Origin of the sequence: Actinomadura kijaniata, assembly GCF_014138665.1 — a bacterium.
GTDB classification, from domain to species: domain Bacteria; phylum Actinomycetota; class Actinomycetes; order Streptosporangiales; family Streptosporangiaceae; genus Spirillospora; species Spirillospora kijaniata.
Window position 1 is genome coordinate 607,034 of record NZ_JACJIA010000002.1, and the last position, 26,718, is coordinate 633,751.

Annotated in this window: 30 protein-coding genes and 1 tRNA gene; 12 read left to right on the top strand and 19 right to left on the bottom strand. The window is 74.0% G+C overall.

The genetic code is table 11. From position 1 onward, the window contains the following. Positions 1–9: 9 nt before the first annotated feature. Positions 10–786, bottom strand: coding sequence for a helix-turn-helix domain-containing protein (locus HNR61_RS10155; protein WP_182842853.1), 777 nt, complete (start codon positions 784–786; stop codon positions 10–12). Positions 787–874: 88 nt separating this feature from the next. Here HNR61_RS10155 and HNR61_RS10160 point away from each other — a divergent pair, with 88 nt between their 5' ends. Beyond that, on the top strand, positions 875–1,255 hold the full coding sequence (locus HNR61_RS10160) for a nuclear transport factor 2 family protein (protein WP_182842854.1): 381 nt from the start codon (positions 875–877) through the stop codon (positions 1,253–1,255). A gap of 79 nt (positions 1,256–1,334) precedes the next feature. Here HNR61_RS10160 and HNR61_RS10165 read toward each other — a convergent pair whose 3' ends face one another. Both HNR61_RS10165 and HNR61_RS10170 read right to left on the bottom strand, forming a co-directional pair. Beyond that, the gene (locus tag HNR61_RS10165) at positions 1,335–2,975 is read right to left on the bottom strand and encodes a DEAD/DEAH box helicase (RefSeq protein ID WP_182842855.1); all 1,641 of its coding nucleotides are present in this window, start codon (positions 2,973–2,975) and stop codon (positions 1,335–1,337) included. Positions 2,976–3,250: 275 nt separating this feature from the next. Next, positions 3,251–3,709, bottom strand: a complete 459-nt coding sequence (locus tag HNR61_RS10170) for a rhodanese-like domain-containing protein (protein ID WP_182842856.1) — start codon at positions 3,707–3,709, stop codon at positions 3,251–3,253. Between the two features lie 96 nt (positions 3,710–3,805). Here HNR61_RS10170 and HNR61_RS10175 point away from each other — a divergent pair, with 96 nt between their 5' ends. Next, positions 3,806–4,786 carry a helix-turn-helix domain-containing protein gene (locus HNR61_RS10175; RefSeq protein ID WP_182842857.1) on the top strand — a complete coding sequence of 327 codons (981 nt, stop codon included), beginning with the start codon at positions 3,806–3,808 and terminating at the stop codon, positions 4,784–4,786. 10 nt (positions 4,787–4,796) lie between these two features. Here HNR61_RS10175 and HNR61_RS10180 read toward each other — a convergent pair whose 3' ends face one another. Then, positions 4,797–5,399 carry a hypothetical protein gene (locus HNR61_RS10180; RefSeq protein WP_182842858.1) on the bottom strand — a complete coding sequence of 201 codons (603 nt, stop codon included), beginning with the start codon at positions 5,397–5,399 and terminating at the stop codon, positions 4,797–4,799. 116 nt (positions 5,400–5,515) lie between these two features. Between HNR61_RS10180 and HNR61_RS10185 the strand changes: the two genes are divergently transcribed. After that, positions 5,516–6,403, top strand: a complete 888-nt coding sequence (locus HNR61_RS10185; protein ID WP_182842859.1) for a PrsW family intramembrane metalloprotease — start codon at positions 5,516–5,518, stop codon at positions 6,401–6,403. A 6-nt stretch (positions 6,404–6,409) separates the two neighbouring features. On the opposite strand, the gene HNR61_RS10190 is transcribed toward HNR61_RS10185, so the two are convergent. From HNR61_RS10190 to HNR61_RS49870, 4 genes are all read right to left on the bottom strand, one after another. Continuing rightward, entirely contained in the window at positions 6,410–7,213 is an 804-nt protein-coding gene (locus HNR61_RS10190) for a glutamate ABC transporter substrate-binding protein (RefSeq protein ID WP_182842860.1), read from the bottom strand. Between the two features lie 82 nt (positions 7,214–7,295). Continuing rightward, positions 7,296–7,703: an ester cyclase gene (locus tag HNR61_RS10195; protein WP_182842861.1), complete on the bottom strand. Its 408-nt coding sequence runs from the start codon at positions 7,701–7,703 to the stop codon at positions 7,296–7,298. Between the two features lie 31 nt (positions 7,704–7,734). Then, entirely contained in the window at positions 7,735–8,379 is a 645-nt protein-coding gene (locus HNR61_RS10200; protein ID WP_312897832.1) for a TetR/AcrR family transcriptional regulator, read from the bottom strand. Between the two features lie 46 nt (positions 8,380–8,425). Then, entirely contained in the window at positions 8,426–9,025 is a 600-nt protein-coding gene (locus HNR61_RS49870; RefSeq protein WP_182842862.1) for a TetR/AcrR family transcriptional regulator, read from the bottom strand. Positions 9,026–9,111: 86 nt separating this feature from the next. Here HNR61_RS49870 and HNR61_RS10210 point away from each other — a divergent pair, with 86 nt between their 5' ends. From HNR61_RS10210 to HNR61_RS10220, 3 genes are all read left to right on the top strand, one after another. Beyond that, on the top strand, positions 9,112–9,360 hold the full coding sequence (locus HNR61_RS10210; RefSeq protein WP_182842863.1) for a hypothetical protein: 249 nt from the start codon (positions 9,112–9,114) through the stop codon (positions 9,358–9,360). Continuing rightward, entirely contained in the window at positions 9,353–10,297 is a 945-nt protein-coding gene (locus HNR61_RS10215; RefSeq protein WP_182842864.1) for an alpha/beta fold hydrolase, read from the top strand. The genes HNR61_RS10210 and HNR61_RS10215 overlap by 8 nt, the downstream gene beginning before the upstream one ends. A gap of 99 nt (positions 10,298–10,396) precedes the next feature. Continuing rightward, positions 10,397–11,086 (top strand): alpha/beta hydrolase, encoded by a 690-nt coding sequence (locus HNR61_RS10220; protein ID WP_182842865.1) that lies wholly within the window; start codon positions 10,397–10,399, stop codon positions 11,084–11,086. 50 nt (positions 11,087–11,136) lie between these two features. Here HNR61_RS10220 and HNR61_RS10225 read toward each other — a convergent pair whose 3' ends face one another. The 4 genes from HNR61_RS10225 to HNR61_RS47515 all read right to left on the bottom strand — a co-directional run bounded on the left by HNR61_RS10225 (position 11,137) and on the right by HNR61_RS47515 (position 12,869). Then, entirely contained in the window at positions 11,137–11,793 is a 657-nt protein-coding gene (locus HNR61_RS10225; protein WP_182842866.1) for a YdcF family protein, read from the bottom strand. Continuing rightward, the gene (locus HNR61_RS10230) at positions 11,771–12,247 is read right to left on the bottom strand and encodes a hypothetical protein (protein WP_182842867.1); all 477 of its coding nucleotides are present in this window, start codon (positions 12,245–12,247) and stop codon (positions 11,771–11,773) included. Before HNR61_RS10230 ends, HNR61_RS10225 begins: the two co-directional genes overlap by 23 nt. A gap of 275 nt (positions 12,248–12,522) precedes the next feature. Further along, positions 12,523–12,598: transfer RNA gene (locus tag HNR61_RS10235), tRNA-Ala, on the bottom strand. A 151-nt stretch (positions 12,599–12,749) separates the two neighbouring features. After that, positions 12,750–12,869 carry a DLW-39 family protein gene (locus HNR61_RS47515; protein ID WP_211342807.1) on the bottom strand — a complete coding sequence of 40 codons (120 nt, stop codon included), beginning with the start codon at positions 12,867–12,869 and terminating at the stop codon, positions 12,750–12,752. A 218-nt stretch (positions 12,870–13,087) separates the two neighbouring features. Between HNR61_RS47515 and HNR61_RS10240 the strand changes: the two genes are divergently transcribed. The 3 genes from HNR61_RS10240 to HNR61_RS10250 all read left to right on the top strand — a co-directional run bounded on the left by HNR61_RS10240 (position 13,088) and on the right by HNR61_RS10250 (position 16,038). Beyond that, a complete protein-coding gene (locus tag HNR61_RS10240) occupies positions 13,088–13,291 on the top strand; it encodes a hypothetical protein (protein WP_182842868.1) in 204 nt (67 codons plus the stop codon). A gap of 15 nt (positions 13,292–13,306) precedes the next feature. After that, positions 13,307–14,098 (top strand): SDR family NAD(P)-dependent oxidoreductase, encoded by a 792-nt coding sequence (locus tag HNR61_RS10245; RefSeq protein WP_182842869.1) that lies wholly within the window; start codon positions 13,307–13,309, stop codon positions 14,096–14,098. Positions 14,099–14,259: 161 nt separating this feature from the next. Continuing rightward, on the top strand, positions 14,260–16,038 hold the full coding sequence (locus HNR61_RS10250) for a M64 family metallopeptidase (RefSeq protein WP_182842870.1): 1,779 nt from the start codon (positions 14,260–14,262) through the stop codon (positions 16,036–16,038). 41 nt (positions 16,039–16,079) lie between these two features. Here HNR61_RS10250 and HNR61_RS10255 read toward each other — a convergent pair whose 3' ends face one another. From HNR61_RS10255 to HNR61_RS10265, 3 genes are all read right to left on the bottom strand, one after another. Beyond that, entirely contained in the window at positions 16,080–16,991 is a 912-nt protein-coding gene (locus tag HNR61_RS10255; protein WP_182842871.1) for a DMT family transporter, read from the bottom strand. Positions 16,992–17,036: 45 nt separating this feature from the next. Further along, the gene (locus tag HNR61_RS10260; RefSeq protein ID WP_182842872.1) at positions 17,037–17,810 is read right to left on the bottom strand and encodes a helix-turn-helix transcriptional regulator; all 774 of its coding nucleotides are present in this window, start codon (positions 17,808–17,810) and stop codon (positions 17,037–17,039) included. An 82-nt stretch (positions 17,811–17,892) separates the two neighbouring features. Next, on the bottom strand, positions 17,893–18,126 hold the full coding sequence (locus HNR61_RS10265; protein WP_067816700.1) for a hypothetical protein: 234 nt from the start codon (positions 18,124–18,126) through the stop codon (positions 17,893–17,895). Positions 18,127–18,288: 162 nt separating this feature from the next. Here HNR61_RS10265 and HNR61_RS10270 point away from each other — a divergent pair, with 162 nt between their 5' ends. Further along, positions 18,289–19,035, top strand: coding sequence for a methyltransferase domain-containing protein (locus HNR61_RS10270; RefSeq protein WP_182842873.1), 747 nt, complete (start codon positions 18,289–18,291; stop codon positions 19,033–19,035). A 598-nt stretch (positions 19,036–19,633) separates the two neighbouring features. On the opposite strand, the gene HNR61_RS10275 is transcribed toward HNR61_RS10270, so the two are convergent. From HNR61_RS10275 to HNR61_RS10285, 3 genes are read right to left on the bottom strand one after another with little or no spacing between them, the layout of a single operon-like run. Beyond that, a complete protein-coding gene (locus HNR61_RS10275) occupies positions 19,634–20,344 on the bottom strand; it encodes a bleomycin resistance protein (protein WP_182842874.1) in 711 nt (236 codons plus the stop codon). A gap of 51 nt (positions 20,345–20,395) precedes the next feature. Further along, positions 20,396–21,676: an SGNH/GDSL hydrolase family protein gene (locus tag HNR61_RS10280; RefSeq protein WP_182842875.1), complete on the bottom strand. Its 1,281-nt coding sequence runs from the start codon at positions 21,674–21,676 to the stop codon at positions 20,396–20,398. Next, a complete protein-coding gene (locus HNR61_RS10285) occupies positions 21,652–23,181 on the bottom strand; it encodes an MFS transporter (protein ID WP_182842876.1) in 1,530 nt (509 codons plus the stop codon). The genes HNR61_RS10280 and HNR61_RS10285 overlap by 25 nt, the downstream gene beginning before the upstream one ends. Positions 23,182–23,282: 101 nt before the next feature. Between HNR61_RS10285 and HNR61_RS10290 the strand changes: the two genes are divergently transcribed. After that, positions 23,283–23,864 (top strand): TetR/AcrR family transcriptional regulator, encoded by a 582-nt coding sequence (locus HNR61_RS10290; protein WP_182842877.1) that lies wholly within the window; start codon positions 23,283–23,285, stop codon positions 23,862–23,864. 93 nt (positions 23,865–23,957) lie between these two features. Then, positions 23,958–24,503 carry a dihydrofolate reductase family protein gene (locus tag HNR61_RS10295; RefSeq protein ID WP_182842878.1) on the top strand — a complete coding sequence of 182 codons (546 nt, stop codon included), beginning with the start codon at positions 23,958–23,960 and terminating at the stop codon, positions 24,501–24,503. A gap of 12 nt (positions 24,504–24,515) precedes the next feature. Here HNR61_RS10295 and HNR61_RS10300 read toward each other — a convergent pair whose 3' ends face one another. After that, positions 24,516–26,717, bottom strand: a complete 2,202-nt coding sequence (locus HNR61_RS10300) for a hypothetical protein (RefSeq protein WP_182842879.1) — start codon at positions 26,715–26,717, stop codon at positions 24,516–24,518. Position 26,718: the final 1 nt, after the last annotated feature.

The following is a 26,718-nucleotide window of genomic DNA, read 5'->3' on the forward strand; positions in this document are numbered from 1 at the left end:
GCGCCCCCCTCAGGCCCCCTCCCGGAAGAAGCGGGCGGTGGCGTCGTCGGCGGGGAAGTACGCCTCGACGGCGATCTCCTCCAGCGTGACGTCGAAGGCGGCGCCGAACGTCGTGACGGTGTTGATGAAGCACAGCTCCGCCCCGCGATGGCGGATGCGGAGGGGCAGCGCGATGTCGGCCGGGTCGGGCGGCGGCGGATCGTCCTCGGGGCCGTAGGACAGCAGTTCCTCGTACAGCGCGCTCAGTTCCGGGTCGCCGCTCCCGGCCACCTGGCGGGCGAGCCGGGGCAGCAGGTGGGCGCGGACCTGGTCGAGGTTGCGCAGGCGCGGCGCGAACCCGTCCGGGTGCAGGCCCAGCCGCATCATGTTGACCGGCGGCTCCAGCAACGACGGCTCGACGTCCTCCAGGAAGACGTCGATGGCCGCGTTGGCGGACAGCAGGTTCCAGCGGCGGTCCACGGCCAGCGCCGGATACGGTTCGTGCCCCCGCAGGATCTGCTCCAGGGCGTCGCGCGCCGAGGCCAGGTCCGGGTCCTCCAGCGGCCGTTCCCGGACGACGGGCGCGTGCCCGGCCGCCACCAGCAGCCGGTTGCGCTCCCGCAGCGGGACGCCCAGATGCTCGGCCAGCCGCAGCACCATCGCGCTGCTGGGGATGGTCCGCCCCGTCTCCACGAAGCTGACGTGCCGGGCGGACACGTCCGCCTGGATGGCCAGGTCCAGCTGGCTGAGCCCCCTGCGGTGCCGCCACTCGCGCAGCAGGTCCCCGACCGGCCGATCCTCCATCATGCGGTGATTATCGCCGTGCCGCGCCGGCCGCCGCGATGACAAGGCATGTAATCGACAGGACCGGGCGGCGGCGGGGACGGTGGGCGGCATGAGCGAGGACAGCAAGGCCACACGCAACAAGAGGCTCGTCGTCGACGGCTTCCGGCGGTTCGCGGCGGGGGACGTCGAGGTGCTCCGCACGCTCCTGCGGGAGGACTTCGTCGAGCACAGCCCCGACAACCCCTCCGGGCGGGAGGCGTTCATGGCGTTCGTCGCGCGGGCTCCCGTGGCCCGCGCCCGGCTCGACCTCAAACGGGTCGTCGCCGACGACGACCACGTGGTGGTGCACTACCACATGACCACCGACGACGACCCGCGCGGTGTCGCCGTGGTCGACATCTGGCGGATGGTCGACGGTCGGATCGCCGAGCACTGGGACGTGCTCCAGCCGGTGCCGGACGCCGCGCGGACCCCCCACGGCATGTTCTAGAGCGGACGCCGCCACCGGACCGTCTTCCCAACGTGAACGAGCCCCGCCCGGGTCGGGCGGGGCTCGCACGTGTCACGCGCTAGTTCTGGCGGGCGGGACGACGGTCGTTCTCACGGCGGGGGCCGCCGCCGCTGTAGCCGCCGCGGCGGTTCTCACGGCGCGGGCCGCGGTCGCCGTTGAAGCCGCCACGGTCGTTGCTGAACCCGCCACGGTCGTTGCTGAACCCGCGACGGTCGCCGTGACCGCCCTCACGGTGATCGCGGTGGCCGCCCTCGCGGTTGTCCCGGAAACCGCCCTCACGGCGCCCCTGGGAGCCGCCCTCGCGGTCCCCGCGGTAGCCGCCCTCACGACGCTCGCCACCGTTGAAGTCGCCGTCGCGACGGCCCCGGTAGCCGCCGCCGCCCTCACGGCGCGGGCCGCGGCCGTTGAAGCCGCCACGGCCGCGACCGCGGCCCCGGCCGGGCTCGCGGCGCGGGCGCTCGGGGATGATCGGCTCGATGATCGGCTCACCGGACGGCTGGCGCGCGCCGGTCAGCCGGATCAGGGCCTCGTCGCCCAGGGACACGCGGGTGCGCGGGGCCTCGATGCCCGCACGGCGGGTCATCGCCGAGGTCGAGCGGACCTGGTGCGGCAGCACCAGGGTCACCACGGTGCCCTTCTCGCCGGCGCGGGCGGTACGGCCCGCGCGGTGCATGTAGTCCTTGTGGTCGGCGGGCGGGTCGACGTGCATGACCAGGCTGATGTTGTCCACGTGGATGCCGCGCGCGGCGACGTCGGTGGCGACCAGCACGTTGAACGAGCCCTCGTGGAACTCGGCGAGGGTGCGGGTGCGCAGGCCCTGGCTCTTGCCGCCGTGCAGCCCGGCGGCGCGGACGCCCGCGTCGGTGAGCTGCTTGGCGAGACGGTCCACGCCGTGCTTGGTGCGGGCGAACAGGATCGTCCGGCCCTCACGGTTGGCGATCTCGGCGGTGATCGCGGCCTTCTCCTTGGGCGCCACCAGCAGGAGGTGGTGGTCCATGGTGTCGACCGACTCGTCGACCGGGCCGATGGCGTGCGTGACCGGGTCGTTCAGGTACCGCTTGACGAGCACGTCCACGTCGCGGTCCAGGGTCGCCGAGAACAGCAGCCGCTGGCCGCCGGGGCGGGCCTCGTCGAGGATGTCGGTGACGTCGGGCAGGAAGCCCATGTCGGCCATGTGGTCGGCCTCGTCGAGGATGACCATCTCCAGGTCGGACAGGTCGGCGGCGCCCTGGCGCATCAGGTCCTTGAGGCGGCCGGGCGTGGCGACGAGGATCTCGACGCCGCGGCGCAGCGCGTCGATCTGCTTGAACATCGAGGTCTGGCCGATGACCGTCTTGAAGTGCAGGCCGACGCTGCGGCCGAGCGGCTCCAGGTTCGTCTGGACCTGCTGGGCCAGCTCGCGGGTCGGGACCAGGATCAGGCCGAGCGGGCGGCGCGGCTCGGCGCGGCGGCCGGCGAGGCGCGCCAGCAGCGGCAGGCCGAAGGCCAGGGTCTTGCCGGAGCCGGTCTTGCCGCGGCCGAGGACGTCGCGGCCCGCCATCACGTCGGGGATGGCGGCGGCCTGGATCGGGAACGGGCTCTCGATGCCCTGGCGGGCCAGGACGGCCACGAGCTCCGCGGGGAGGCCGAGTTCGGCGAAGGTGGGGACCGCCTCGTCGGTGGACGGGGTCAGGTCATGGGCAGCAGGAACGTTGGTCACGCAATACCTTCCGAGAGGGGGGCACGTCTCAAGGAGGCATCGCGGGATCGGCGATGTGCGGCCTGCAAGGACGAGCCTGACGCGTTCGGCGTCGTAAGAGTGATTTGTTCAGTCTAACGTCGTCGGGGCCCCTGGTTATGCCCCGTCCCACAGGGTGAAACGGATCTCACCTCCGCGCCGGTCCGCTTCCGCCCCGCCGGACGGGCCCCGGCACCGGGTCCGGAAGGGTCCGGACCGGCACCGGGGCGGGCGGCTCCCGCTCCCCTCCGGAACGGTCAGCAGGCGCAGGTCAGACCGTTGATCAGAGCCGTGAGCGGGTCGGGGGAGCGGCGGGTGACGCCCGCCGACGTCGCGACCGGACAGCCCTCGCGCGCCCAGTACTCGAAGCCGCCGATCATCTCCTTGACCGGGTACCCGAGGCGGGCGAACTCCAGGGCGGCCTTCTGCGCGCCGTTGCAGCCTGGACCCCAGCAGTAGACGACCACGGTGGCGCCGCGGGGGACCAGCGCCGCGGCGCGCTCGGCGATCTCGGCGGTGGGCAGGTGGATCGCGCCCTCGACGTGACCCTGGTCCCAGCTCGCCCGGTTGCGGGAGTCCACCACGACGACGTCCGGGGCGTTCGCGGCCAGGTCGGCGGCGACGTCGGAGGCGTCGGTCTCGAACGCCAGGCGGGCGGCGAAGTGCGCGGCGGCCTCGGCGGCGGGGGCGGCGGGAACCTGGGTGACCAGCGGCATCGGTACTCCTCGTTCGCTTGGGGACGTCTCGATCCTGGCGGGCGGGGGAGCCGCCCCGACAGTGGCACGAACGCCGTTCACCGCTAAGATCTCGCCATGTTCCTGAACTCCCCCGCGCGGCGGCACACGGTGTCGGTGCTGGCGTTCGACGGCATGGCGCCGTTCGAGCTGGGATCGGTGGTCGAGGTGTTCGGGCTCCCCCGGCCCGAGCTCGACGTCCCCTGGTACGACCTGCGGGTCTGCTCGCGGGAGCGGGGGCCGATGCGGGCGGTCGGCGGGTTCACGATGGCGACCGAGCACGGGCTCGACGTCTTCGCGGCGGCGGACACGGTGATGGTGGTGGCCGTTCCGGACGTGCGCGGGGAGGTGCACCCGGAGGTCGTGGCGGCGCTGCGGGCGGCGCACGCGCGGGGCGCGCGGGTCGTGTCGATCTGCTCGGGGGCGTTCGCGCTGGCGGCGGCCGGGCTGCTGGACGGGCGCGAGGCGACCACGCACTGGCGGTACGCGGGGCTGCTCCAGCAACGCCATCCGAGGATCCGCGTGACGCCGGACGTGCTCTACGTGGACGGCGACGACGTGCTGACCGGCGCGGGCAGCGCCGCCGGGCTGGACCTGTGCCTGCACCTGGTGCGCAGGGACCACGGGGCGCGGATCGCGAACGCCGTCGCGCGGCGGCTGGTGATCCCGCCGCACCGGGAGGGCGGGCAGGCGCAGTTCGTGGAGGCCGCCGTGACCGCGCCGGAGGTGGACGACGCGGTGGCGCGGGCGATCGGGTGGGCGCTGGAGCACCTGGCCGAGCCGATCACGGTGGCGGACCTGGCGCGGGTGGCGTGCCTGGCGCCGCGCACGTTCATCCGGCACTTCAACCGGCAGACCGGGACCAGCCCGCTGCGCTGGGTCATCACCCAGCGGGTCATGGCGAGCCTGCCGCTGCTGGAGGGCACGGCCGTCCCGGTGGAGGAGGTCGGCGCGGCCGTCGGGTTCGAGAGCCCGGTGACGTTCCGGCACCACTTCACGAGGCTGATGAGGACGTCGCCGTCGGCGTACCGCAGGACGTTCCGCGCCGAAACCGCGTGACCGGGCCGGGTCAGCGCCGCCAGCGCGGCCGGCCGGGCCCCTTGCAGACGTAGCCGCGCCCCCGGTGGGCGCCGGTCGCTCCGGCGGGGGAGCAGAACGCGCCGGGACGGACGTCGGCCTCGGGCGGCCTGGTCGTCGCCGTCCCGGTCGGCCGCGGCCTCTTCGGAAGGCGGGGCGGTTCGACGTCGGGGACGTTCGCCCGGCACCAGGTCCACATCGGGGTGAGGCCGCCCGCGCCCAGCGCCTTCACGGCGGGGAGCCCGGAGGCGCGGGCCGCCGCCTGCGCGCCCGTCCGCATCCGGGCGGCCTCGGCGGCGTTCCCGGCGGCGCGGTGGGCGACCGACCGCGCGGCGTACCGGCACATCCTCCGCGCCGCCGCGTCCGGCCGGGGGACGGCCGTCGCGGTCCGGGACGCCGTCGGCCCGCGCGTGACCGGCCCGGCCGGGGGCTCGCGGCCGTCCCCCCTCGAACCCGCGCTCAGCAGCACCGAGCAGCTCACCAGGAGCAGGGCCGTCGCCAGCCCCACCGAGACGCAGCCGACGGCCGTGGCGACCCCGTTCCGCGGGCGCCCCGGTGGCGGGTACGGGGCCGGGTAGGGCTGCGGCATCGTCACACGGGCTCCAGAGGGTCGGTCGGCGTTTGGTGAGACGTCCGAGGTCAGGCGCCGGTTGACCATGGTTCACCGCCAAGATCGCCGGGTAGGTTCCGTCCACCGGACGGGGAGGGGCGATGGCGCGCACCTGGCTGAAGGTCCTGTGGGTGGGGCTGACCCTGTGGGCCGCCACCGTGATCGTCACGATCGTCACGGCGAACGCCAACCTGCTGCCGACGATCGTGCTGCTCGGCAGCTTCGTGGTGCCGGTCGCGTTCGTGGTCTGGGCCTACGAGCACGGCACCTCGGGCGAGGTGACGGTGCCGCTGCTGTTCGGCGCGTTCGTGGTGGGCGGCGTGCTCGGCGTGCTGGGCGCCTCGCTGCTGGAGACGTACCTGCTCCATCCGTCGCTGTGGATGTACCTGGGCGTGGGCCTGATCGAGGAGGCGGTCAAGCTCGCGGCGCTGTGGTTCATCGCGCGAAGGATGCGGGTTCACACGCCGCGTGACGGTTTGGTGCTGGGCGCGACGGTGGGGTTCGGGTTCGCGGCGTTCGAGAGCGCGGGGTACGCGTTCAACGCGCTGTTCACCGTGCAGGGGATCAGCGTCCGGGCCATGGTCGAGACCGAGATCCTGCGGGGGATGCTGACGCCCCTCGGGCACGGGCTGTGGACGGCCATCGCGGGCGGCGTGCTGTTCGCGGCGGCGGCCCGGCACCGAGGGCGGCTGCGGCCGCTGGACGGCGCGGTGCTGCTGACGTACCTGGGGGTGGCGGTCCTGCACGCGCTGTGGGACTCGATGCACGGCATCGCGATCGCGACGACGCTGCTCCTGACGGGCACGATCTGGCAGTTCCAGCTGCTGGAGCACGGGTACCTGCCCCAGGCGACCGCCGCCCAGAACCACCTCATCACGGTCCTGAACTGGATCGGCCTGGGAGCGATCTCGGTGGTGGCGCTGGTCTGGCTGCGCGTGCTGGCGGCGCGGTCCCGGATCGGGTCCCCGCCGCCCGGCCCGCTGCCCTGAACGGGTTCACAGGCAGCCCTCGAACTGGGGCACCGTCGTGGTGAGGTGCAGCCCGGTCGCGCCGAACCAGCGGTGCAGCAGGCGGCCGGCGGTGCCGTCCTGGTACATGTCGGTGATCGCCCGGTTGACGGCCTCGCAGCCGTCGATGTCGCCCTTGCGCATGCCGACGCCGTAGGGCTCGTCGGTGAACGGGGCGTTGACGATCCGCACCCGTCCGCGCGCCTCGGAAGCGAACCCGGCCAGCACCAGGTCGCCGGTGGAGATCGCGTCGATCCGGCCGGCGAGCAGCCCGTCGAAGCAGGCGCTGTAGGTGGCCGCGGGGACGAGCGTGGCGCGCACGCCGAGACCGGCGGTGACGCGTTCGCTGGAGACCGACCCCGCCGCCTGGCACATGCGCCGCCCCGCCAGGTCCCGCACGTCGCGGATCCGCTGGTCGCCGGAGCGGACCATGATGTCCTGGTGGGCGATGTAGTACGGCCCGGCGAAGGAGACGCGGGTGGCGCGTTCGGCGGTGATGGAGTAGGAGGCCAGCACCAGGTCGACGGCGCCGACGCCGAGCAGGCGCTCGCGGTTGTCGGAGGTGACGGCCCGGAACACGACCTTCTCGGCCCCGAGCCGGTGCGCCACGTACCGCCCCACGTCGACCTCGAACCCGCGGAACTCCCCGTCCCGCGCGACGCCGAGCCCCGGCTGGTCGTCCTTGACCCCGATCGTCAGGGTCTCCTTCCCCACCACCGAGACCGACCCGGCCTGGGCGGCGCAGCCCGCGACCAGCATCCCGGCACAGCCCGCACGCAAGAGAGCAGACATCACCCTCTCAGGCGTAGCCCCCGAACACGTCCGCCACGTGAACTGCGGCCCAAGGGCCGGTGGCGGGCGGACGGGGGCGAGGTCACGCCCGGAGGGCCCCCAGGGCCCGCATCATGCCCAGGGCGTCCGAGACGACCCAGTACTCGGCGAACCTGTCGCCTTCCACGCGGAAGATGTCCTGCCCGCTGAACGCGACACGGGTGCCGGGCGCGGCCGTGGCGCCGGGGATGCCGTCCCGGTACGTCCCGTGGAAGGTCCACCGCGCGGCGACCAGGTCGCCGTCGACGATCGGGCCGACGTCCAGGGTGTTCTCGATGTCGGCGAAGAACCCGTGCGAGCGGCGGATCTGCTCGACCACCCCCTGGGGGCCGCGCACCTCCAGGGACGGCCAGCGCCCGACGAACCCGGGCGTGAAGATCTCCTTCGCGACCGGGTAGTCACCGGGCCACAGCTCGAACAACCAGCGCCGGTAGAGCGTCGCACTGTCCATGCCCCATGGTGCGTACGCGTACGCAAAAAGGTCAAGCCCCGGCCGTCAGGGCGTCCACCAGCGCGGCGAGGTCGTCGGCGAAGTGTTCCCGGCGGTCCGGGGCCCGCCAGTACACGCCGAGCGCGGCGAGGTGGGGGTAGGCGGCGGGGTCCGCCCCGGCCGGAACGCTCACCTGGTAGGGCTCGCGGTCGCGGGGGTGCCGCCGCCCGCGTTGGGCCAGGTCGCCGAGGGTGAACGCCCACGCGATCCGGTTGGCGGCGACGGCCCGTTCCAGCGGCAGCCCGCAGGCCCGCCAGGCCGCGTAGATCTCCTCCAGCAGCCACAGGACCGAGGGGGCCATCACATCGCCCCTGGCCAGCACGTCGACCACCCAGGGCCGTTCGGCCAGCCGGTCGTGCTGCCAGGTCAGCAACGCGATCAGCCGCTCCCGGGGCTCGCCGGGCAGGACGGGCCGCGCCAGCCCGCCCACGACCCGGTCCAGCAACAGCACCAGCAGCTCGTCCTTGTCGCGCACGTGCCGGTAGAGGCTCATGGGGGCGCTGCCCAGCGCGTCGGCGATCCGCCGCATGGACAGCGCGTCCCCGCCCTCCCTGCCGACGATCTCCAGCGCCGCCTCGACGATCAGCTCCCGCGACAGCCGCGCGGGCCGCCCCCGCCGCGCATCGTTCCCACCCACGACCACCAGTGTCCCCGCCCCGGGCGGGTTCCCGTCCCCGCCGCGGTCAGCCCGCCCGCAGGGCGTCGATCCGGCGGGCCAGTTCGGCGCGGGCGGAGTCCGCGGTGTGCCGCCCGACCAGGATCTGGACGTTCAGCCCGTCGGTGAAGGTGATCAGCGCGTCCGCCTCCCGTCCGGGGTCCAGGTCGGGCCGGGCGTGGCCGGAGTCCTGGGCGGTGCGGATGAGCAGGGCGAAGAGCTCGGCCAGGCCCGCGTACTGCTCGCGCTGGACGGCGGCCAGCCTCGGATCGACGGCCGCCTGGGCGGTGAACGCCAGCCAGACCTTGGTCTCGGCCACGCTCGGCCCGTCGAGCGGCACGATCCCGACCAGCGTCTGCTCCAGCATCGTCAGGGGCGACCCGGGCTCGGCGGAGCCGGAGATCCGGGCCTGGACGCGCTCGGTGATCCGCCGGTTCATGTGCTCCATCACGAAGGCCACCATCTCCTCCTTGGTGGAGAAGCACCGCTGGACGGCCCCCATGGAGACGCCGGCCCGCGCCGCGGCGTCGCGCAGGGTGGCGCCCTCCATGCCCCGCTCGCTGATGAGCTCGAAGACCGCCTGGGCGATCTGGCGACGCCGGCTGTCGTGGTCCACCTGTCTCGGCACCCCACGAGTCTAAGTGATGCAGTTGCATCGGAACGGTGCTATGTTCCGATGCAAGCGCATCGGAACGTCCGCGAAAGGGAGGCCGCATGGCCAGACAGCAGAAGAACGGCACCGGCCGGCAGAGCGCCCGCTGGATCCTCGGCGCCCTCCTGTTCGTCCAGGGATTCGGCTCGGCCGCCACGGAGGCGCTGGCGGACACCAGTTTCGGCGTGGTCGGCCTGCTCCGCGCGGCGGGACTTCCGCCCTGGACGGACCTGGTGGTCGGCACCGCCGGCGCGGCCCTGCTCGGCTGGGCCCTGACCCGGCGCGGCACGCGGAGGAGGACGCATGCCTGAGCCGTCGAGCCGCCGCCACCTGCTGCGGACCGCCGCGATCCTGGGCGGGGTGAGCGCGGTCACCAGCGCGGCGGGCGTCCGGGCCGCGCCCCGCCCGCACGGCCCCACGTTCGTGCTCGTGCACGGCGCCAACGGCAACGCCGCCTCGTTCGCCCCGCTGGTCGCCGCGCTGGCGCGGGCGGGACACCGCGCGCTGGCGGTGGACCTGCCCGGCCACGGCCCGGACGGCAACTTCCCGGTGTCCTACCAGGCCCCGCAGGACCTGGCCGCCCTCGCCGCCGCCCCCTCGCCGACGCTGGCCCGGACGACCCTCGCCCACAACGTCCGCCATGTCGTGGACACCGTGCGCCGCGTCGCCCGCCACGGCCCGGTCGTCCTGGTCGGCCACAGCATGGGGGGAGCCACGATCACCCGGGTGGGGAACGAGGTCCCCGAGCTGATCGGGCGCCTGGTGTACCTGTCGGCGTTCTGCTGCGTCCGGCTCCGCAGCGTCGTCGACTGCTTCCAGACCCCGCAGGCCGCCACGACGCTGCTCCCCATGATCCCCGCCATGAGGGCGCCGGAACGGCTCGGCGTCAGCCGCACCAACTGGCGTTCCGCCGACCCCGCCTTCCTCGCCGCGGCCAAGGCCGCCCTGGCGGCGGACTACGACGACGCGTCCTTCCGCGCGGCCCTGAACACCTTCGAGCCGGACGAGTCGGCCGCGGTGCCCACCGACGACGCCCGCGGCGCCCCGGCGACCTGGGGCCGGATCCCCCGCGCCTACGTCCGCTACACCCGCGACCGGGCGATCCCCCTCGCCCTCCAGGACCGGATGATCGAGGAGGCGGACCGGGCCACCCCCGGCAACCGGTTCGACGTCCGGTCGCTGGAAGCACCCCACCTGGGCCCCAAGGACCCGCGCCCCCTGGCGGCCGTCCTCACCGGCCTCCTCTGAGAACATCCCGAACGACTACCTAATGTCGAATCTATCACTTCAAAATCAGGAAGTAAGGCGCTAGGGTCGGGAATCCCACGACAACCGGGAGGACCGCCGATGACCACGTTCGTTCTCGTCCACGGGGCCTGGCACGGGCCCTGGGCCTGGGACCGGGTCGTTCCGCCGCTGCGCGCCGCCGGAGCGCGCACGCTCACCCCCGACCTCAGCGCCGTCCAGGACGTGGGGCTCCACGACCACGCCCGGACCGTCGTCGCCGCCCTCGACACCGTCCCGGACGGCGAGGACGTCGTGCTGGTCGGGCACAGTTACGCGGGCCTGGTCGTACGGGAGGCCGCCGACGCGCGGCCGGGCGCCGTCGGCCACGTCGTCCTGGTGGACGGCTGGGCCGGGCCGGACGGCGCCAGCCTGTTCGACCTGGCCCCCGGCGCCTTCGCCGAGGCGGTCCGCGCGGCGGCCGAGGCGCGCGGGGACGGCTGGCGGGTCCCGGCCCCGCCGCCGGAGAGGTTCGGCATCGTCGACACCGGCGACGCGGCCTGGCTGTCCGCGCGCCTGCTCCCCCAGCCGCTGCGCACGTTCACCGAGCCCACCCGCCTCAGCGGAGCCGTGGACCGGATCCCCGGAACGGCCATCTGCTGCCGGCCGCCGACCTACCCGTTCGACCGGTTCGGCGAGGCCGTCGGATACCGCGCCCTCCCCCTCGACGGCCCGCACGACGTGATGCTCACCGACCCGGAGGCGCTCGCCCGCCTGCTCCTTCGGGAGCGGGAGGCACGGGCCTCCGCCTGACCGCCGATCATACGAACGCATGCCGGGAGGCGGGTTCCGCGCTGGAGGCCCTAGAGGAGCCTGCTGGTGAAGCCCGCTTCGACGAGTCTCTGGTAGGCGGCCCTGACCTCGTCGGGCATCTCCTGCGGGATCGCGAAGCCGCGCTCCGGGTAGAGCATGATCCGCTGGGTGTCGCCGACGAGCATGTCGATGACGCGCCTGGCGTCCCCGATGCCCGCGACGTACTCGTCGAGCGGCAGCGGGCGTGACGCGCAGACGACCTCGAGCTCCGGCCAGAGCTTCCGGACGGTGGCGTACACGCGGCGCTGCTGGTAGGGGCGGGAGACCAGGACGGCCGACGCCACCTCGATGCCGTCGCCGGCCAGCAGTTCGCGGGTCAGCTCGATGTTCTCGCCGGTGTTGGTCGCCCGTGGCTCCACCATGACGGCCTCGGCGGGCACCCCCGCTTCGATGGCGTGCTCCCGGTAGTGAACGGCCTCCCCCCGGGGGAAACGGCCGATCGTGGTCGGGGCGTTGGCTCCGGTGAACACGACGCGGGGGAACATCCCGCGCCGGTACAGCTCCGCGGTGAAGGTGGCCACGCCCAGGTCGTGGCTGCCCAGCCCGATGCCGATGTCACAGGGGCGGACCGTGTGACGCATGTCGTGGTACGCCCACAGGACCTCCACGTCGGAGCGGTGGGCGTCAGGCAGGGTCGCGTCGACCATGGCTGCTCCTCGATGCAAGCGGGGAGGGACTCCCCGGCCCGGCGCGGTCAGGACCGATGCCGGTACCCCGGCGGTGGGGCCAGGGCGCCGACCGGCAAGGCGCCCCCAGCGCGTTTATCAGCCGGTCGATGTCCTGGCTCGCGTAGTGCTGGGCATACACCTTGACGAGCAGGTTGCGGTGCTCGTCGAGCAGGAACAGGGTGCCGGCGGGAGCCGGGTGCGGCGTGCCTTCGGTCACGCGCCATACTTCCGCGATCCGCGCGCGGGGTCGGCGTCGCCGGAGAACCGGCCCGTCCACGTTGATCTCATGCGGGGTCAGGACGATCCTGGAGCGACCGAGCTGCACGGCCACCCAGGCGAGCACCAGGGCGACCAGGGCGACGGTCCCGACCTCGATCGTCGATGGCCGGCGTCCCAGGGCCAGGAGCGTGACCACACCCGCCGTGGCGGACATGGCGGTCCCCACCGCGAGGCCCAGGGCCCTCAGTGTTCTCCGTCTGTTGGGCCGTAGTACGAGATCGGCCCTCTGCCGGCGCACGCGGACACCGCCCTCCCCCGATCCTTGAGGATCTTGTCTCACCTCAGACGAGACGATCAGGGCTGCCGTTGCACCTTGCTTGGTGGCGCTGGATGCTCTGCCCTCTGGGAGCGGCCCGGAAATCACGTGGCCTAATCGCACGTTAATTGCACGAACGCCCTCATCCATGATCAGGATGGGGGCGTTCCGGCTGGTGGAGCCACGGGGATTCGAACCCCGGACACCCGGCTTGCAAAGCCGGTGCTCTGCCAACTGAGCTATGGCCCCTGGTCAACGTAGGCGTGGACAGCTTACCCGTGCTCCGTGGGCGGTGGGGCACGGTGGACGGGCGCGTCCGGTGGGCTCCGGCGGTGGCCCGGCGGGATCGGGCGGTCGGGCCGCGCCGGTCTCGCCGGGTCCTGCCTGAGCCAACCGGTCGTCAGTTGTCGGAGGACGTCGCCTCGGTCCACAGGTCCAGCTCGGCGCGGTCCTGCTGGAGCCTGCGCCAGACCGCGAAACCGCCGAGGGCGACGACAGCCAGAATCAGAAGCTTCTTCACGGTGGGGACCCCTTCACCTCGACTATGAAGCCATATGCCCGAGGGGAACGATCGACTCGCGTATGAGAGTTCCCCCAGGTTCGGTCGCAGCCTAGCAACCCGGCCACGGCGCTCCGCACCCCCTCGCCGTTGTGGGACCCAACGTCCGAATCCGGGCAGGGGGGTGTGGCGGTTCCGTCATCTCGTCGGCGGGGCAGGGTCGCCGCATAATCCGAGGGGTGAGCGCGGAGGACGACTTCCGCCTCTGGGAACGGGAGTTCCGCGAGCCGGAGGCCGATCAGGACGGCTGGGGCGTGCTGCCGGTGGCCGTGGGGGTCGCGGCCGGGTGCTTCGTGCTGGTCGCGTTCGGCGAGGTCATGCTCGGGCTGATCGCCCTGGGGCTGGCCGGTGTGATCCTTCTGCTGTGGCGTTCCGGGATGTAGTGGGATGATCCGGAGATGGATCTGCGTGGCGCGAGGGTGTTGCTGACCGGAGCGACCGGGGGGATCGGGCAGGCGCTGGCGGTGGCGCTGGCCGGGCGGGGCGCGGACGTCGTCCTGACGGGCCGGCGCGTCGAGGTGCTGGAGCCGCTGGCCGAACGCGTCGGCGGGACGGCGGTGGCCGCCGACCTGGCCGACCGGGACGGGGTCCGGGAGCTGGTCGGCGAGGTCGGGGACGTGGACGTGCTCGTCGCCAACGCGGCGCTGCCCTCGTCGGGGCCGCTCGGCGGGTTCTCGCCGGAGGAGATCGACCGGGCGCTGGACGTGAACCTGCGCGCGCCGATCATGCTGGCCCGGCTGCTGGCGGACCGGATGGTCGAGCGGCGGCGGGGGCATCTGGTGTTCGTCTCGTCGCTGGCGGGCAAGGCCGCTTCCGGTCATGCCTCGGTCTACAACGCGACCAAGTTCGGCCTGCGCGGGTTCGCGCTGGCGATGCGCGAGGAGCTGCGGCCCCACGGGGTCGGCGTGTCTACGGTGTTCCCCGGGTTCATCCGGGACGCGGGCATGTTCGCCGAGGCCGGGGTCGCGTTGCCGAGGGGCGTGGGGACCCGGTCGCCGCGGGACGTGGCGGTGGCGACCGTCCGGGCCGTGGAGCGGGACCTCGGCGAGGTGGACGTCGCGCCGCTCGGGCTGCGGCTGGGCGCGCTGGTCGGCGGCGCGGTCCCGGGGCTGGCGGCGGCGGTGCAGCGCGCGGCCGGCGGCGGCCGGATCGCGCGGGAGCTGGGGGAGCGGCAGCGCGACAAGCGCTGAGGGAGCGGTGGGGCCACCGGTTCTGTGCGGAACTGCCGAGGACAAAGACGGATCTTCGCGACATAATCCGGGTCGGTCCGTGTGATCAACGCGGGCCGGGCCGGTGCGTGTCCCCCTGGAATGACCCCGTCCACCACGCGCGGGCCCGAGGAGGTCCGTGCATGAGGACAGGCAGGAAGGCGGCGCTCGTCACGGCCGCGTTCGTTCCGCTGACCGCGCTGGCCGCGCCCCCCGCGCACGCCGCCGCTCCCGCGACCGTGGTCCCGGTGCAGGTCACCGGCGACCCGGCCAAGCGCTTCAACCTGGTGATCCTGGGCGACGGGTACACGTCGGCCGACCGGGCGAAGTTCCGCGCCCACGTCGACAAGCACCTGTCCGACCTGTGGACGATCGAGCCGTTCAAGTCCTACCGCAGCTACGTCAACGTCTACGCCGTCGAGATCGCCTCGGACGAGTCCGGGGTGAGCTGCGACCCCGCCCTGTCCTCGCCGCGCCGCACCACCCCGCTCGGCATGGCGTTCTGGGGCGGCTGCAAGGAGGCGGGCCCGCAGCGCCTGCTGACGATGAACGCCACCGCCGCCAAGTCCTACGCCGACCTGGTCGCCGGGACCAACGCGGGCAACCGGCAGATCCTCGCGCTCGCCAACAGCGACACCTACGGCGGCGCGGGCGGCGCCTACGCGACCGCGTCCGGCGGCAACGCCCTGTCCGCGCTGATCACCCCGCACGAGCTGGGACACTCGCTGGGCGGGCTGGACGACGAGTACGACTACTACCAGCGCGGCGTTCCCGGCGGCACCTACACCGGGCCCGAGCCGGAGTCGATCCACCACACGCTGCTGACCGAGCGGCAGATGCGCGAGCAGAAGAAGAAGTGGTGGCGCTGGCTGGGCGAGAGGAGCGAGTCCGGCGGCGTGATCGGCCGCTACGAGGGCGGGCTGTACTCCACCAAGGGCGTGTGGCGGCCGAGCCGGCACTCGATGATGAAGACGCTGGGCTACTACTTCGACCAGGTCGGCCGCGAACGCATGACGCAGCGGATCTCCGGCAAGGTCAGCCTCATCCAGGACCACACCCCGACCGACGCGCCCGTGGGCGCCGACCGGGTGCTGTGGCTGGAGACGACGCATCCGGTCGGCCACGACCTGGCCGTGACCTGGACCGTCGACGGCAGGAGGCTGAAGGGCGGCACCCGGAACCTCGACCTCGGCGACCTGCGGCTCAGGCCCGGCACGCACACCGTGACCGCGACCGTCACCGACCCGACGCCGTTCGTCCGCGACCCCGAGATCCGGAACTCCCCGGCGCTCACCCAGTCCCGCACCTGGACGGTCGACACGAAGGTCACGACGCCGCCGCGCAACGACCCCGCGGGATTCGGCCCGACCACCCCGACCGACCGGCCGGTGGGCGCGGGCGACGTGATCTACGCCGAGACCACGCACCCGACGCACCGGGTGCCGACGGTCCGCTGGTCGCTGGACGGCAGGAGGGTCCGGGGCGGGGAACGCTCCCTGGACCTGAAGCGGTTCCGGCTGAGGTCGGGCACCCACACCGTCACCGCGCGCGTCGGGTCGCAGAAGCGGACCTGGACGGTGGACGCGAACCGGCCCACCGCGACGTTCGAGCTGTCCAAGGCGGCACGGGCCAAGGGCGGCGGGTACGTGTTCGACGGGCCGTTCACGATGAGGCTCACCGGGGCCGACGACCGGCCGGGCACGGTGGTCAACGAGTTCCGGGTGGACGGCGACGGCTGGTTCAACTACTTCGGCTGGCCGACCGACTCGACCAAGCCGTTCCTGTTCACCGAGAACGGCACCGTCATCGACCACCTGACCTACGGCAAACTCGGCAAGGGCCGCCACACGATCGAGTACCGGGCGATCGACGCCGCCGGGAACATCGGCAAGGCGAGGAAGTTCGTGGTGACGCTGCGCTGAACGCGCGTGCGGCCCGGGGCGCGTTCCCCGGGCCGCACGGCTCAGCCCTTGACGGTGTCCACCTCCACCGCCTCGGGGACGGCGACCGGCCTCCCCTTCGGCGGGCGGAGCGTCGCCAGCACCGACCCGCACAGGATCAGCCCGAACGCCGCCGCGATCTCCCACGTCAGCGACTCGTCGAGGAACAGCACCCCGGCCGCGACCGCGACCGCCGGGTTCACGTAGGTGAACACCGGGGCGCGCGTCGGCCCGACCTCCCGGATCAGTTCGAAGAACAGCACGAACGCCACCGCCGTGGACGCCACCCCGAGCACGGCCAGCGCCGCCAGCACCCGGCCGGGCGGCAGCGCGGCCGGGGCGGTCAGCGCCGCCGGGACCGCGTAGACCAGCGCGGCGATCCCCAGGCACGCCGTCGTCATCGTCAGGCTCGGCACGTCGCCCAGCTTCCGCGCCAGGATCAGCGGCGCGGTCGCGTACCCGACCACCACCAGCGCGACCTCGGCGACGGCCCACGCGCTGCCGCCGTCCAGCTGCGGGGCGGCCAGCACCGCGACCCCGCCGAGACCGAGCAGCAGGCCCGCCCAGCGCAGCGGGCCGAGGCGCTCGCTGTCGCCGGTGGCGCGCGCCGCCAGCACCCCCACGATCGGCACCGCCGCGATCAGCAGGCCCGCCATGCCGCTGGACAGGGTGCGCTCGGCGTCCGACAGCAGCGCCCACGGCCCCAGGACCTCCAGCGCGGCGAACGCCAGCACCGGCTTCCAGTGCTTCCTGACCTTGTCGAACCCGCCGGTCCGCACCGCCAGCGGCAGCAGCACGAGCGCCCCCAGAGCCGTGCGCGCGAACACCACGCCCGGCACCGAGATGTCGTTCTCCACCGCCACCTTGATCAGCAGATAGGGGATGCCCCACAACACGCTCATCAGCGCGAACAGCACCCAGCCCCGCCTACTCACCGCGTCCTCCTGACACGGGCCGCGCCGCCCTGGCACGGCCCGTGCTCAGTGTCGGCGCAGCAGCACCGCGCCGTCTTGAACGCCGTTGCGGTACGCCCCCGGCGTGACGCCCATCACCCGCCGGAACCAGCGGGTCAGGTGCGCCTGGTCGGCGAAGCCCACCAGCGCCGCCGCCTCCGCCGGGCGGCGCCCCGCGTCCAGCAGCGAACGCGCCCGCGCCACCCGGTGCTGCGCCAGCCACGCGTACGGCGTCATGCCGGTGGCCTCCCGGAACGCGCGCAGCACCTGGTAGCGGGACATGCCCAGGTCGGCGGCCAGGTCGTGCAGCGTCGGCGGGTCGGTCACCGCGTCGGCGAGCCGCGCGGTGACGGCCCGCGCGACGTGCGCGCCCCGGCCGGGCGGGCCGACGGGACGGGCGGCGGCCTCGGCGTGCCGGCCGACCAGCGCGGCGAGCGCCCACAGCAGCCGCGACTCCCCCTCCAGCGGATCGCCGGGCGCGCTGAGCGCCAGGTGCGCCGCCCGCAGCGCGCCCGACACCTGGGGGTCGGTGAGCACCGCGTCCCGGAAGTGGGGGACCGCCCGGGAGCCCTCGGCGAGCAGCTCGACGCTCGGGTAGAAGACCCGGTAGGTGAACCCGTCGTCGCCCGCCGGGCCGCCGGTGTGGGTCTCGCCCGGCTCCACGATCACCAGGTCGCCGGGGCCGGAGCGGATGCGCTCGCCCCGGTAGACCATGGTCTCGACCCCGGCGACGGTCACTCCGATCGCGTACTCCTCGTGCGCGTGCGGGGCGTAGTGCCGCCGCCCGATCCGGGCGGTCATCAGGTGGAGCGGAGTCCGCCCGATGCCCTCGACCCGCCGCCAGACCAGCTGGTCGGCCGGGGCGGGGGACGCGGGCGGGCGGTCAGGCGGAGAAGACGTGGCGGAGGCGCCAGCGGTCGGCGTCACGGCCCAGCTCCGCGACGGCGGGGCCGTTCTCGCCGGTGATCCGGACGCGGTAGATCCGGGTCTCCGGCGCCGCGCCGTAGGTCTTCAGGACCTCGTCCACCGCGTAGCGCGCCCCCCGCCACTCGTACGCGGTGAGCCGTCCCGACGGGTCGTGCTCGGCGCTGATCGGCTCGTTGAGAAGGTGCCCCATGGGATCGCGAGCGTAGCACCGGATCGAACGCGTGTTCCCTGCCTTGCCGGCCTCTTGGCGCACCTGTGACGTGGTTATCCACGGCGCGGGAAGGTCGTGGCCGCCGCGCCGGTGCTCCTGACGCTTGACTTCATGTCGGCATTAAGCCCCAGCATGGGGAACATGTCCACATCACGGTTCTCCCCCTCCGAGCTGACGGCCATCCTCGACACCTTCGACACGCTGCCCGGGGTTCCCGAGGTGCGCGCCCGGACCTACGACCTGCTGCCGCCGGACGGGCTCGTGGCCGACGTCGGGTGCGGGGCGGGCCGCGCGGTCGTCGAACTGGCCGCCAGGGGCGTGCGGGCGGTCGGCGTCGACCTCGACGAGCGGATGGTCGGGCTGGCGCGGGAGCGGTTCCCCGGCGGGGACTTCCGGGTCGGGGACGCGTGCGCGCTGCCGTTCGGGGACGGGGAGCTGCGCGGGTACCGGGCCGACAAGGTGCTGCACGACCTGGCCGAGCCGGAGCGGGCGCTGGCGGAGGCGCGGCGGGTGCTCGCGCCCGGCGGGCGGGCCGTGCTGACCGGGCAGGACTGGGACGTGCTGGTGATCGACTCCGACGACGGGGAGCTCACGCGGCGGATCGTGCGCGCGCGGGCCGACCTGGTGCCGAGTCCGCGCGCGGCGCGGGCGTTCCGGGCGCTGCTGCTGGACGCGGGGTTCGGGGAGGTGGCGGTGGAGGTCCGCACCGTCGTGCTCGCGGAGCCGGGGGTCGAGGCGTTCCTGGCCAGGGTGGCCGAGGCGGCGCGGGCCGCCGGCGCCGTGACCGACGCGGAGGCCGAGGGGTGGACGGCCGAGCAGCAGGAGCGGGCGCGCCGGGGCCGGGCGTTCGCGGCGATCCCGTTGTTCGTGGCGTCGGCCACCCGCTGAGCGGAGTTGTCCACAGGCTGGGGGGAATTTCATGCACAGGCTCCGACCTGCGGTGGAGGGGGCGGAGGGGGTCCGGTTCCACAGCGAAATCCCCAGTTGATCAGGGGTTTCGCACATCTCGCGCCGGGTGTTTCCACAGTCTTGGGGTGTCGGTGATCGACCGTCCCGTCATCCACAGAATCCACAGTCTGTGGATAACTTCCGTGCACAACCTGTGGTTCACGGGCCGACGCGGTCGTCCACCGTTCCTCCCCAGTTCACCCCCAGGCGCCCCGGGCCGTCATCCACTTCGTGGATAACGCTCTGAACAGGGGAAAGCGGCCCTCTCGACCACGGTCGCCCACAGGGCGTTCACAGCCTGTGGGCATCTCGTCTCCACAGCGCGGCCCGTCCGGTGGACAACGTCGTGCACCGGGAGTCCCCAGCGCTGTCCCCAGGCTTTACCTCCTTGTGCACGACACGATCGCGGCCCGTGCACATCGCGCTCCAGCCGACACACCGGAGAAGAACGCAGAGATCAGACAATGCGCGACGCCCCCGGCCCGGGGCGGGCGCGGGGGCGTCGTACGGGCGAGCGGGCCCGGCGCCGGGAGGCGGGTCAGGAGGCGGCGGCCTCGTCCAGGTCCTCCATGCGGCGGAACAGGTCGCCGGCCTCGGCGCGGTCCCCGTCGGTCAGCGGGAGGGCGCGGGCCTCGTCCAGCAGGGCGCGGGCCCGCGCGGCGTCGTCGTCGCGGATCGCCAGGTCGGCGCGCATGACCAGGGCCTTCAGGCGTTCCGGGGCGGTCATCGGGTGGTCGGAGTCCAGCAGGCGGTCCAGGATCGTGGTCGCCGAACGCAGGTCCTCCTTGGAGTCCAGCATCTGCATGGCCAGGTGGAGGGCGCGGGCGACGGGCTCCTTCGGGACGGGCGCGTGCGCGAAGTCGCCGGAGATCGGCATGCCGATGCGCAGCTGGTTGCCGTCGGTGTCGGTCAGCAGGAACTGCCGGACGCCGTAGGTCATGTCCTTGAGCGCGCCGATCCGGGGCAGGCCGCGGGTCGGCACGCGGCCGAGCGACGCCTTCAGGCCGGAGCGGAACGCCTCGTACAGCGTGTCCACATCATCGGTGATGACGTAGCACATGTGCATCGAGGCGGCCGGGTCGTACTTCTTCAGCCCGAAGAACTGGAGGATCAGTTCGCCGCGGGAGACCTCGACGAACGGGTTCGGGCTCTTCTGCTTGAAGGTCGTCTCGAAGCCGAGGGCCGCGTAGAACTCCTCGATCGCGTCGACCGACCGGCACGGGAATATCGGGATCGTCTTCTCGCCCATGCCCTCGACCGTAGGCCGCCCCACCTCGCTAGTCAAACTTGAACAGTGGAGTCACAGGTTGCCCGGATCGATGGCGGCGGCGAGGGCGAGGTGCCCGGCGTCGTTGGGGTGCAGGCCGTCCTTGAAGACGTAGCCGGGGCGCGGCATCCGGGGGTCGTCCGGGGCGGCGAGCGCCTTGGCGCCGTCCACGACGGCGTCGTACTCGCCGCTCTGCCGGATCCAGCGGTTGAGCTCCTGGCGGAGGCGCTCGGCCTCGGCGTTCCAGAACGGGAACAGGGCTCCCTTCATCGGCGGGAGCGTCATGCCGACCGTCTTGACGCCGCGCTCCCGCGCCGCCCTGATCAGTTCGCGGTGGCCCTGGACGAGCTGCTCGGCGGTGACCCTGGGGTTGGGCTGGACGCAGGGGTCGGAGACCTGGGGCGCGCCGATGTCGTTGGCCCCCAGATGGACGATCACGGCCTTGACGCCGGGGCGGTCCAGCACGTCGCGCCGGAACCGGGCCAGGGCGCTCTCGCCGCCGCAGGGCGAGGAGCGCAGGAGCTTGTTGGAGCCGATGCCGACGTTGACGACGCCGTACCCGTGGCGGCCCGCGGCGAGGCGTTCGGCGAGGCGGTCGGGGAAGCGCGCGTCGGCCTCGGGGGTGGTGCCGACGCCGTCGACCAGCGAGTCGCCGAACACCGCCACCGAACGGCCCGGCCCGCCCTCGGTCTCCACGCCACTGAGGAAGTACCAGGAGGAGGTGGACTCCCTGTAGGCGTCGCCGGTGTCGGTCAGGCGGTCGCCCGCGGCGCGGTAGCTCCGGGTGAGCGCGAAGCGGTGGAACGTCGCCGGGCCGGTCGCCTCGGTGAAGCGGAGGCTGACCGCCAGCTTCTCCATGGGCGAGGTGGTCAGCTCCACCGGGTCGCTGACGATCTCCGCGCCGGGCGCGATCTCGGTGGCGGCCGCGCGGCCGAACGTGATCGGCCTGGACGATCCCGGCCACACCAGCGCGTCGCCCGCCGACCGCCCGACCGCCGCTCCGGCGATCGTCAACGGCCGCTCGCCGTACCGGTTCGACAGCCGGACGCGGACGCGCCTGCCGCCCGCGCCGACCCGGACGACCTGCCGCACCGACTCGTTCCGGAAGCCGCGCGGGGACCAGTTGGGGCCGGAGTCCTCGTCGCCCGCGACCGGCGGCTGCATCGCCGCGCCCCAGGTCGTGGCCCACGGCTCGGCGGCGGTGAGCCGCGCGACCGCGTGCCGGGCGGGCGAGGCCTGCACCATGCCCGCGATCAGGACGGCCCCCGCCGCCGCGCCCACCGTTATCTTCACCGCCGCCGGAACGTTCGCCATGGTTCGATCACACCGTTCCGGAGCCCGCGGCGCATCGGGGGCAGCACCCCATTCGGGGTGGGGAAGCCCCCACCCGGGGAGTCGGGGGCGTCCCCGACCACAGGGGGAAGCCCGGGTCGGCGGGCGGCGCGGCGGTCCGGCGCGACCGGCGTTCCGGCGGAGGCCGGGCGGGGCAGCGCCGCCGTCATGACGGCGGCCAGGGCGGGGAGCGCCAGGGCCGCCCAGAACGCCGCGCGGTAGCCGTCGGCCGGGGCGTCGGGGCCCGCCGCCGCGACCGCCACCGCGCTCGTCGCGGCCAGGCCGAGCGGCGCGCCGAGCTGGAACGCGGTGTTCAGCAGCCCCGAGGCCAGTCCCTGGTCGTCGTCGGCCACGCCGGTGGTGGCCACCGCCATCGACGGCGCGAACGAAAGGCCCGAGCCCGCGCCGCTCAGCAGCAGGCCCGGCAGCGCCATGGCCCAGCCGCCGCCGAACGCGGGCGCGAGCGCCAGCAGCACCAGCCCCAGCGCGGTCACCGCCGCGCCGCCCAGCAGCAGGGCGCGGGCGCCGAACCGCGCCATCAGCCCGGCGGCCCGCCCGGAGATCAGCACGATCACCAGGGTGACCGGCGCGAACACCAGCCCGGTGCCCAGCGGGGACAGCCCGGCGGCGTTCTGCAGGTACAGGGTGCCGAAGTACTGCGTCACCAGCGCCGCCGAGGCGGTGAACGCGCAGATCAGGTTGCCGTGGCGCACGTGGGCGTTGGCGAGCAGGGCGGGTTTAACCAGCGGGTCCGCGCCCCGGCGGTCGCGGCGCAGCTGCACGGCCCAGAACGCCGCCAGCAGCACCGGCGCGGCCGCCAGCGGGAGCGCGGCGCCGGACAGGCCCATCGCCAGCAGCACCGCGCCGGAGGTGAGCAGGGCGGCCCCGGCGAGGTCGGGGCGCGCGGCGCGGGCGGGCCGGGCGGCGGGCGCCAGGGCCAGCACCGCGCCGACCGCCAGCAGGCCGACCGGCAGGTTCACCAGGAAGATCGCGCGCCAGTGGAGCAGGTCGGTGAGCAGGCCGCCGACCAGCCCGGCCGCCGCCACGCCGCCGGAGGCGACCGCGCCCCAGATCCCGAGCGCCCGGTTGCGCGCCGGGCCCTCGGCGAAGGTGGTGGTGAGCAGGGCCAGCGCGGCGGGCGACACGAGCGCCGCGCCGAGGCCCTGGGCGGCGCGGGCGGCGACCAGCGTCGGCGCGTTCGGCGCGGCCCCGGCCAGCAGGGAGGCGGCGGTGAACGCGACCAGCCCGGTGACCAGCACGCGGCGGTGTCCGTACAGGTCGCCGGCCCGGCCCGCGACGATCATGAAGCCACCGTAGGCGAGGCCGTAGGCGGTGACGATCCACTGCTGGTCGGCCTCGGCCATGCCGAGCCCGGCGCGCATCGCCGGGAGCGCGACGGTGACGACGACCACGTCCAGCACGAGCATGGTCTGGGCCAGGCAGAGCGCGACCAGCAGCGGGCCGGGGCGGGATGGGGAACGGGACACGGGGGCCTCCGGCACCAATTAGTAAATGTACATTCGTTTATGAACGTGGCCGGTGCGGTAGCGTTTGTGAAGAGACGTTTACAAACCGGGAGGGACGACGGATGGCCAGACCCCGCACGACCAGCGACGAGGAGATCCTGGAGGCGGCCACCCGGGCCGTGTGGCGGCACGGGGTCGGCGGGCTGACGCTGGCGGCGGTCGCCCGGGAGGCGGGGCTCGCGCCCGCCACGCTGGTCCAGCGTTTCGGTTCCAAGCGCGGCCTGCTGCTGGCGCTGGCCCGGCGGTCCTCCGACCCGTTCGGGGAGGCGCGGAAGGGGCACGACTCACCGCTGGCGGCGCTGCACGCGGCGCTGGAGGCGATGGTCGCCGACGTGCGCACCCCCGCCGAGCTGGCCAACAGCATGAGCTTCCTGCAACTGGACCTGACCGACGAGGAGTTCCACGGGCACGCGGCGGAGGGCGCGCGGCGCACGCACCGGCGGATCGCCGACCTCGTCGCCGAGGCGGTGGCGGCCGGGGAGCTGGCGGACGGGACGGACGCCGGGCGGCTGGCCCGCACGGTCCAGGTGACCTACAACGGCACGCTCATCGTGTGGGCGCTCACGCGGGAGGACGAGCCGCTCGCGTCGGTCCTGCGCGCCGCCGTCGACGAGGTGCTGCGCCCCTACCGGGCGGAGCCCTGAGCCAGATTAGTAAACGAATATTTGTTTACTTACTGGGCGATCAGGGCTACGGTGGTTACCGAACAGCCGTTCACAAACCTGGGAGGTCCCGCCATGAGCACCCCGCACCCCTTCACCGCCCGCGTGTTCATCGGCGTCAGCGTGGACGGGTTCATCGCCCGCCCCGACGGCGACCTCGGCTGGCTGAACGAGCGCGGCGAGGCCGCCGGGCGGGACCTCGGCTACCAGGCGTTCATCGACGGCGTGGACACCGTCGTCATGGGCCGCGCCACCTACGAGAAGGTGCTGACGTTCGGCCCCGACGCCTGGGGCTACGACGGCAAGCACGTCGCGGTGCTCAGCACCCGGCTGCCCGCCGACGCCGACCCGCGCGTCACCGTGTACCGGTCGATGGACGACCTGGTCGCGGGGCTGACCGGGCGCGGCGCCAAGAGCGTGTACGCCGACGGCGGGCAGGTGGTGCGGGCGTTCCTGCGCGCCGGGCTGGTCGACGACCTCACGATCACCACGGTGCCGGTGCTGATCGGCCGGGGGCTGCCACTGTTCGGCGACCTGGACGCCGACGTCCCGCTGACCCTGCGCTCGGTCGAGGACATGGGCGCGGGCGTCGTGCAGGCCGTCTACGCGGTGGACCGGTGACCGGGGCGGCCCTCAGGTCCGGCGCCGGGCGCGGTCCAGCATCCAGTGGCCGCCCGCGGCCCAGCCGGTGAAGCGGCGCGCGCCGGGGACGCGTTCGCCGGTCGCGGCCTCGCGCAGGCCGCCGAGGACCGGGCCGAGCCGTTCCCGGACGTGCGCGGGATGGCGGCCGGCCTCCTCGCCCAGCCACGCGAAGTCGCGCGTCCTCGCCATCGTCAGGAAGAACACCGTCTGCCGCCACGCGTAGGCCGCGTCCTTGACCGTGCCCAGCGGGCGCGGGTTGCCGTGGACGCGCTCCAGCAGACGGCACACCGTGCCGAACGCCCGCCGCGCCAGGTCCTCCCAGCCCGGCGCGGGCCACACGCCGACCGGGCCCGCCAGCGCCGCCAGGTTGTGCGTGGTGAGGATCTGCGCCTGCTCGATGACCATGCCGTTGGCCGCGACGGAGTGCCCGCGCGCCCCCTCCCCGGCGCGGCGGGTGCACAGCCCGGCGAACCCCTGGGAGTCCGACGCCCGGAAGCGCCGCTTCCTCGACACGTCCTCGATGGCCTGGACCGCCTGGTAGTCGATGTCGTAGTACCGCGCGTACAGCGACCCGTCCAGGAGTTTCCCGGCGAGCTTGGCGGCGCGCAGGAACTTGCCCGAGAACGCCCCCATGAAGATGTCGGCGGCGAGCTCCTCCACGAACACCACGTCCAGGCCGGCACCCCGGGCCAGGGTGTCCATCTCGCGGAGCAGCGGATTGGGCAGGATCGTGCCCGGGAACCCCTGCAACGCCAGCTCGCCGATCTCCCGCAGCGCCGTCCGCGCCGTGCCGTCGACGACGCGCCGGTGCCCGTCCACGGCCCGCACCCAGGGCAGCTCCTCGACGCGGACCTGGTGGTCGAGGTTGAGGAGCAGGAGCGAACGCCGGTTGCGGAACGCCCGGTAGTGCGCGGCCATCAGCAGCCGCAGCGCCTCGTCGGCGTAGGTCTCGGCCGCCGTGGACGCCACGATCTGCGGGACGAGCCCGGCCAGGACCTCCGCCGAGGGCACCACGCCGCGTTCGATGAGCGCGCCGATCGGGGCGCGCAGGGCGCGTTCGACGGCGTGCCGCAGCGCCTCCGGCGGTTCGCTGCCCGCCGGGATCCCGGTCAGCGCCTCCTCCTCGCCGGTGACCGGCCGCACGAGCGGCCCGACGTCGTCCACGCCGGTCGTCTGCGGCAGCGCCGACAGCCGGCTCAGCACGATCTGCGCCAGCGCGTGGTGCGTGGGCCGTTCGGCGACCGCGGCCTGCGCCCTGCGGAGCTCGGTGTGGCTCCGCGAGCCGGGCTCTCCGCGCTTGGCGACCATCGAGCGGACGGCGTACCGCACGCGGCCCCGGTCCGGCTCGCGTCCCTCGACGAGGTCCTCCAGCGCGGCCCGCAGGATCCCGAGGTTCTCCTTGGGCCTGCGGTGCTTGGCGCACAGGGTGTGGACGGCGGCGAGCCCCCGGTACCGGGCCAGCAGCGCCCGGCCGCGTTCCCGCCACTCCGGCGAGCCGTCGTCGGCGAGCCAGAACTCCAGCAGCTCGTCGGCGAACGGGTTCCACACCGACAGGGCCTCGTTCATGGCCTCGATCCGCGGGTTGGGCCCGCGCGCCGCCACCGCGGCCCGGACGTCGCCCACGGTCTCCCGCGACACCACCGACGGATCGGGCACCGGCGCGTCCCCCGGCCGGGGCGCGAACCGCAGCCGGTCGGCGTAAGGCTCGATCTCCTCGACCAGCCGCAGCGCCGCCGCGATGTCCCCGGCCCGCAGCAGCCACGCCACGACCGGCAGCGCCGCCTCCTCGGGGACCTCGACCTCGTACCGGCCGCTGTCCAGCAGCTCCGCCAGCCCGGCGACCCCCGCGTCGCTCAGATGGTGCTCGAAGACGGCCCGCCGCTCGGCCGGGATCCCGGCGCGTTCGGCGACGGCCCTCTCGTGGGGGGTGAGCGGGCCGCCGGCGGCGGCGTTCCCGGTGGCGAACCCGCCCCGGACCACCTCGGGCGTCGCCCACACGGGCAGTCCGGCGACCGGCGCGCGCTCCCCCACGGAGATCGTTCCGTCGGCGATGCCGTCCATGACCTGCCGCCACCGCCGCATCCGGCGCTCGGCGAGCCGCCTGACGTCGGCGTCCTGGTGCGTCACCGCGGTCACGAACGCCTTCGCCAGCTGCCCGGTGGCGTACCCGGAGCGCTCCTGCTTCTCGTCCATA

Coding starts and splice junctions, on each gene's coding strand:
- HNR61_RS10155 (WP_182842853.1), bottom strand. CDS start 786: ATGATGGAGGATCGGCCGGTCGGGGACCTGCTGCGCGAGTGGCGGCAC.
- HNR61_RS10160 (WP_182842854.1), top strand. CDS start 875: ATGAGCGAGGACAGCAAGGCCACACGCAACAAGAGGCTCGTCGTCGAC.
- HNR61_RS10170 (WP_182842856.1), bottom strand. CDS start 3,709: ATGCCGCTGGTCACCCAGGTTCCCGCCGCCCCCGCCGCCGAGGCCGCC.
- HNR61_RS10175 (WP_182842857.1), top strand. CDS start 3,806: ATGTTCCTGAACTCCCCCGCGCGGCGGCACACGGTGTCGGTGCTGGCG.
- HNR61_RS10185 (WP_182842859.1), top strand. CDS start 5,516: ATGGCGCGCACCTGGCTGAAGGTCCTGTGGGTGGGGCTGACCCTGTGG.
- HNR61_RS10190 (WP_182842860.1), bottom strand. CDS start 7,213: ATGTCTGCTCTCTTGCGTGCGGGCTGTGCCGGGATGCTGGTCGCGGGC.
- HNR61_RS10195 (WP_182842861.1), bottom strand. CDS start 7,703: ATGGACAGTGCGACGCTCTACCGGCGCTGGTTGTTCGAGCTGTGGCCC.
- HNR61_RS10210 (WP_182842863.1), top strand. CDS start 9,112: ATGGCCAGACAGCAGAAGAACGGCACCGGCCGGCAGAGCGCCCGCTGG.
- HNR61_RS10215 (WP_182842864.1), top strand. CDS start 9,353: ATGCCTGAGCCGTCGAGCCGCCGCCACCTGCTGCGGACCGCCGCGATC.
- HNR61_RS10220 (WP_182842865.1), top strand. CDS start 10,397: ATGACCACGTTCGTTCTCGTCCACGGGGCCTGGCACGGGCCCTGGGCC.
- HNR61_RS10225 (WP_182842866.1), bottom strand. CDS start 11,793: ATGGTCGACGCGACCCTGCCTGACGCCCACCGCTCCGACGTGGAGGTC.
- HNR61_RS10230 (WP_182842867.1), bottom strand. CDS start 12,247: ATGTCCGCCACGGCGGGTGTGGTCACGCTCCTGGCCCTGGGACGCCGG.
- HNR61_RS10245 (WP_182842869.1), top strand. CDS start 13,307: ATGGATCTGCGTGGCGCGAGGGTGTTGCTGACCGGAGCGACCGGGGGG.
- HNR61_RS10250 (WP_182842870.1), top strand. CDS start 14,260: ATGAGGACAGGCAGGAAGGCGGCGCTCGTCACGGCCGCGTTCGTTCCG.
- HNR61_RS10260 (WP_182842872.1), bottom strand. CDS start 17,810: ATGACCGCCCGGATCGGGCGGCGGCACTACGCCCCGCACGCGCACGAG.
- HNR61_RS10265 (WP_067816700.1), bottom strand. CDS start 18,126: ATGGGGCACCTTCTCAACGAGCCGATCAGCGCCGAGCACGACCCGTCG.
- HNR61_RS10270 (WP_182842873.1), top strand. CDS start 18,289: ATGTCCACATCACGGTTCTCCCCCTCCGAGCTGACGGCCATCCTCGAC.
- HNR61_RS10275 (WP_182842874.1), bottom strand. CDS start 20,344: ATGGGCGAGAAGACGATCCCGATATTCCCGTGCCGGTCGGTCGACGCG.
- HNR61_RS10280 (WP_182842875.1), bottom strand. CDS start 21,676: ATGGCGAACGTTCCGGCGGCGGTGAAGATAACGGTGGGCGCGGCGGCG.
- HNR61_RS10290 (WP_182842877.1), top strand. CDS start 23,283: ATGGCCAGACCCCGCACGACCAGCGACGAGGAGATCCTGGAGGCGGCC.
- HNR61_RS10295 (WP_182842878.1), top strand. CDS start 23,958: ATGAGCACCCCGCACCCCTTCACCGCCCGCGTGTTCATCGGCGTCAGC.
- HNR61_RS10300 (WP_182842879.1), bottom strand. CDS start 26,717: ATGGACGAGAAGCAGGAGCGCTCCGGGTACGCCACCGGGCAGCTGGCG.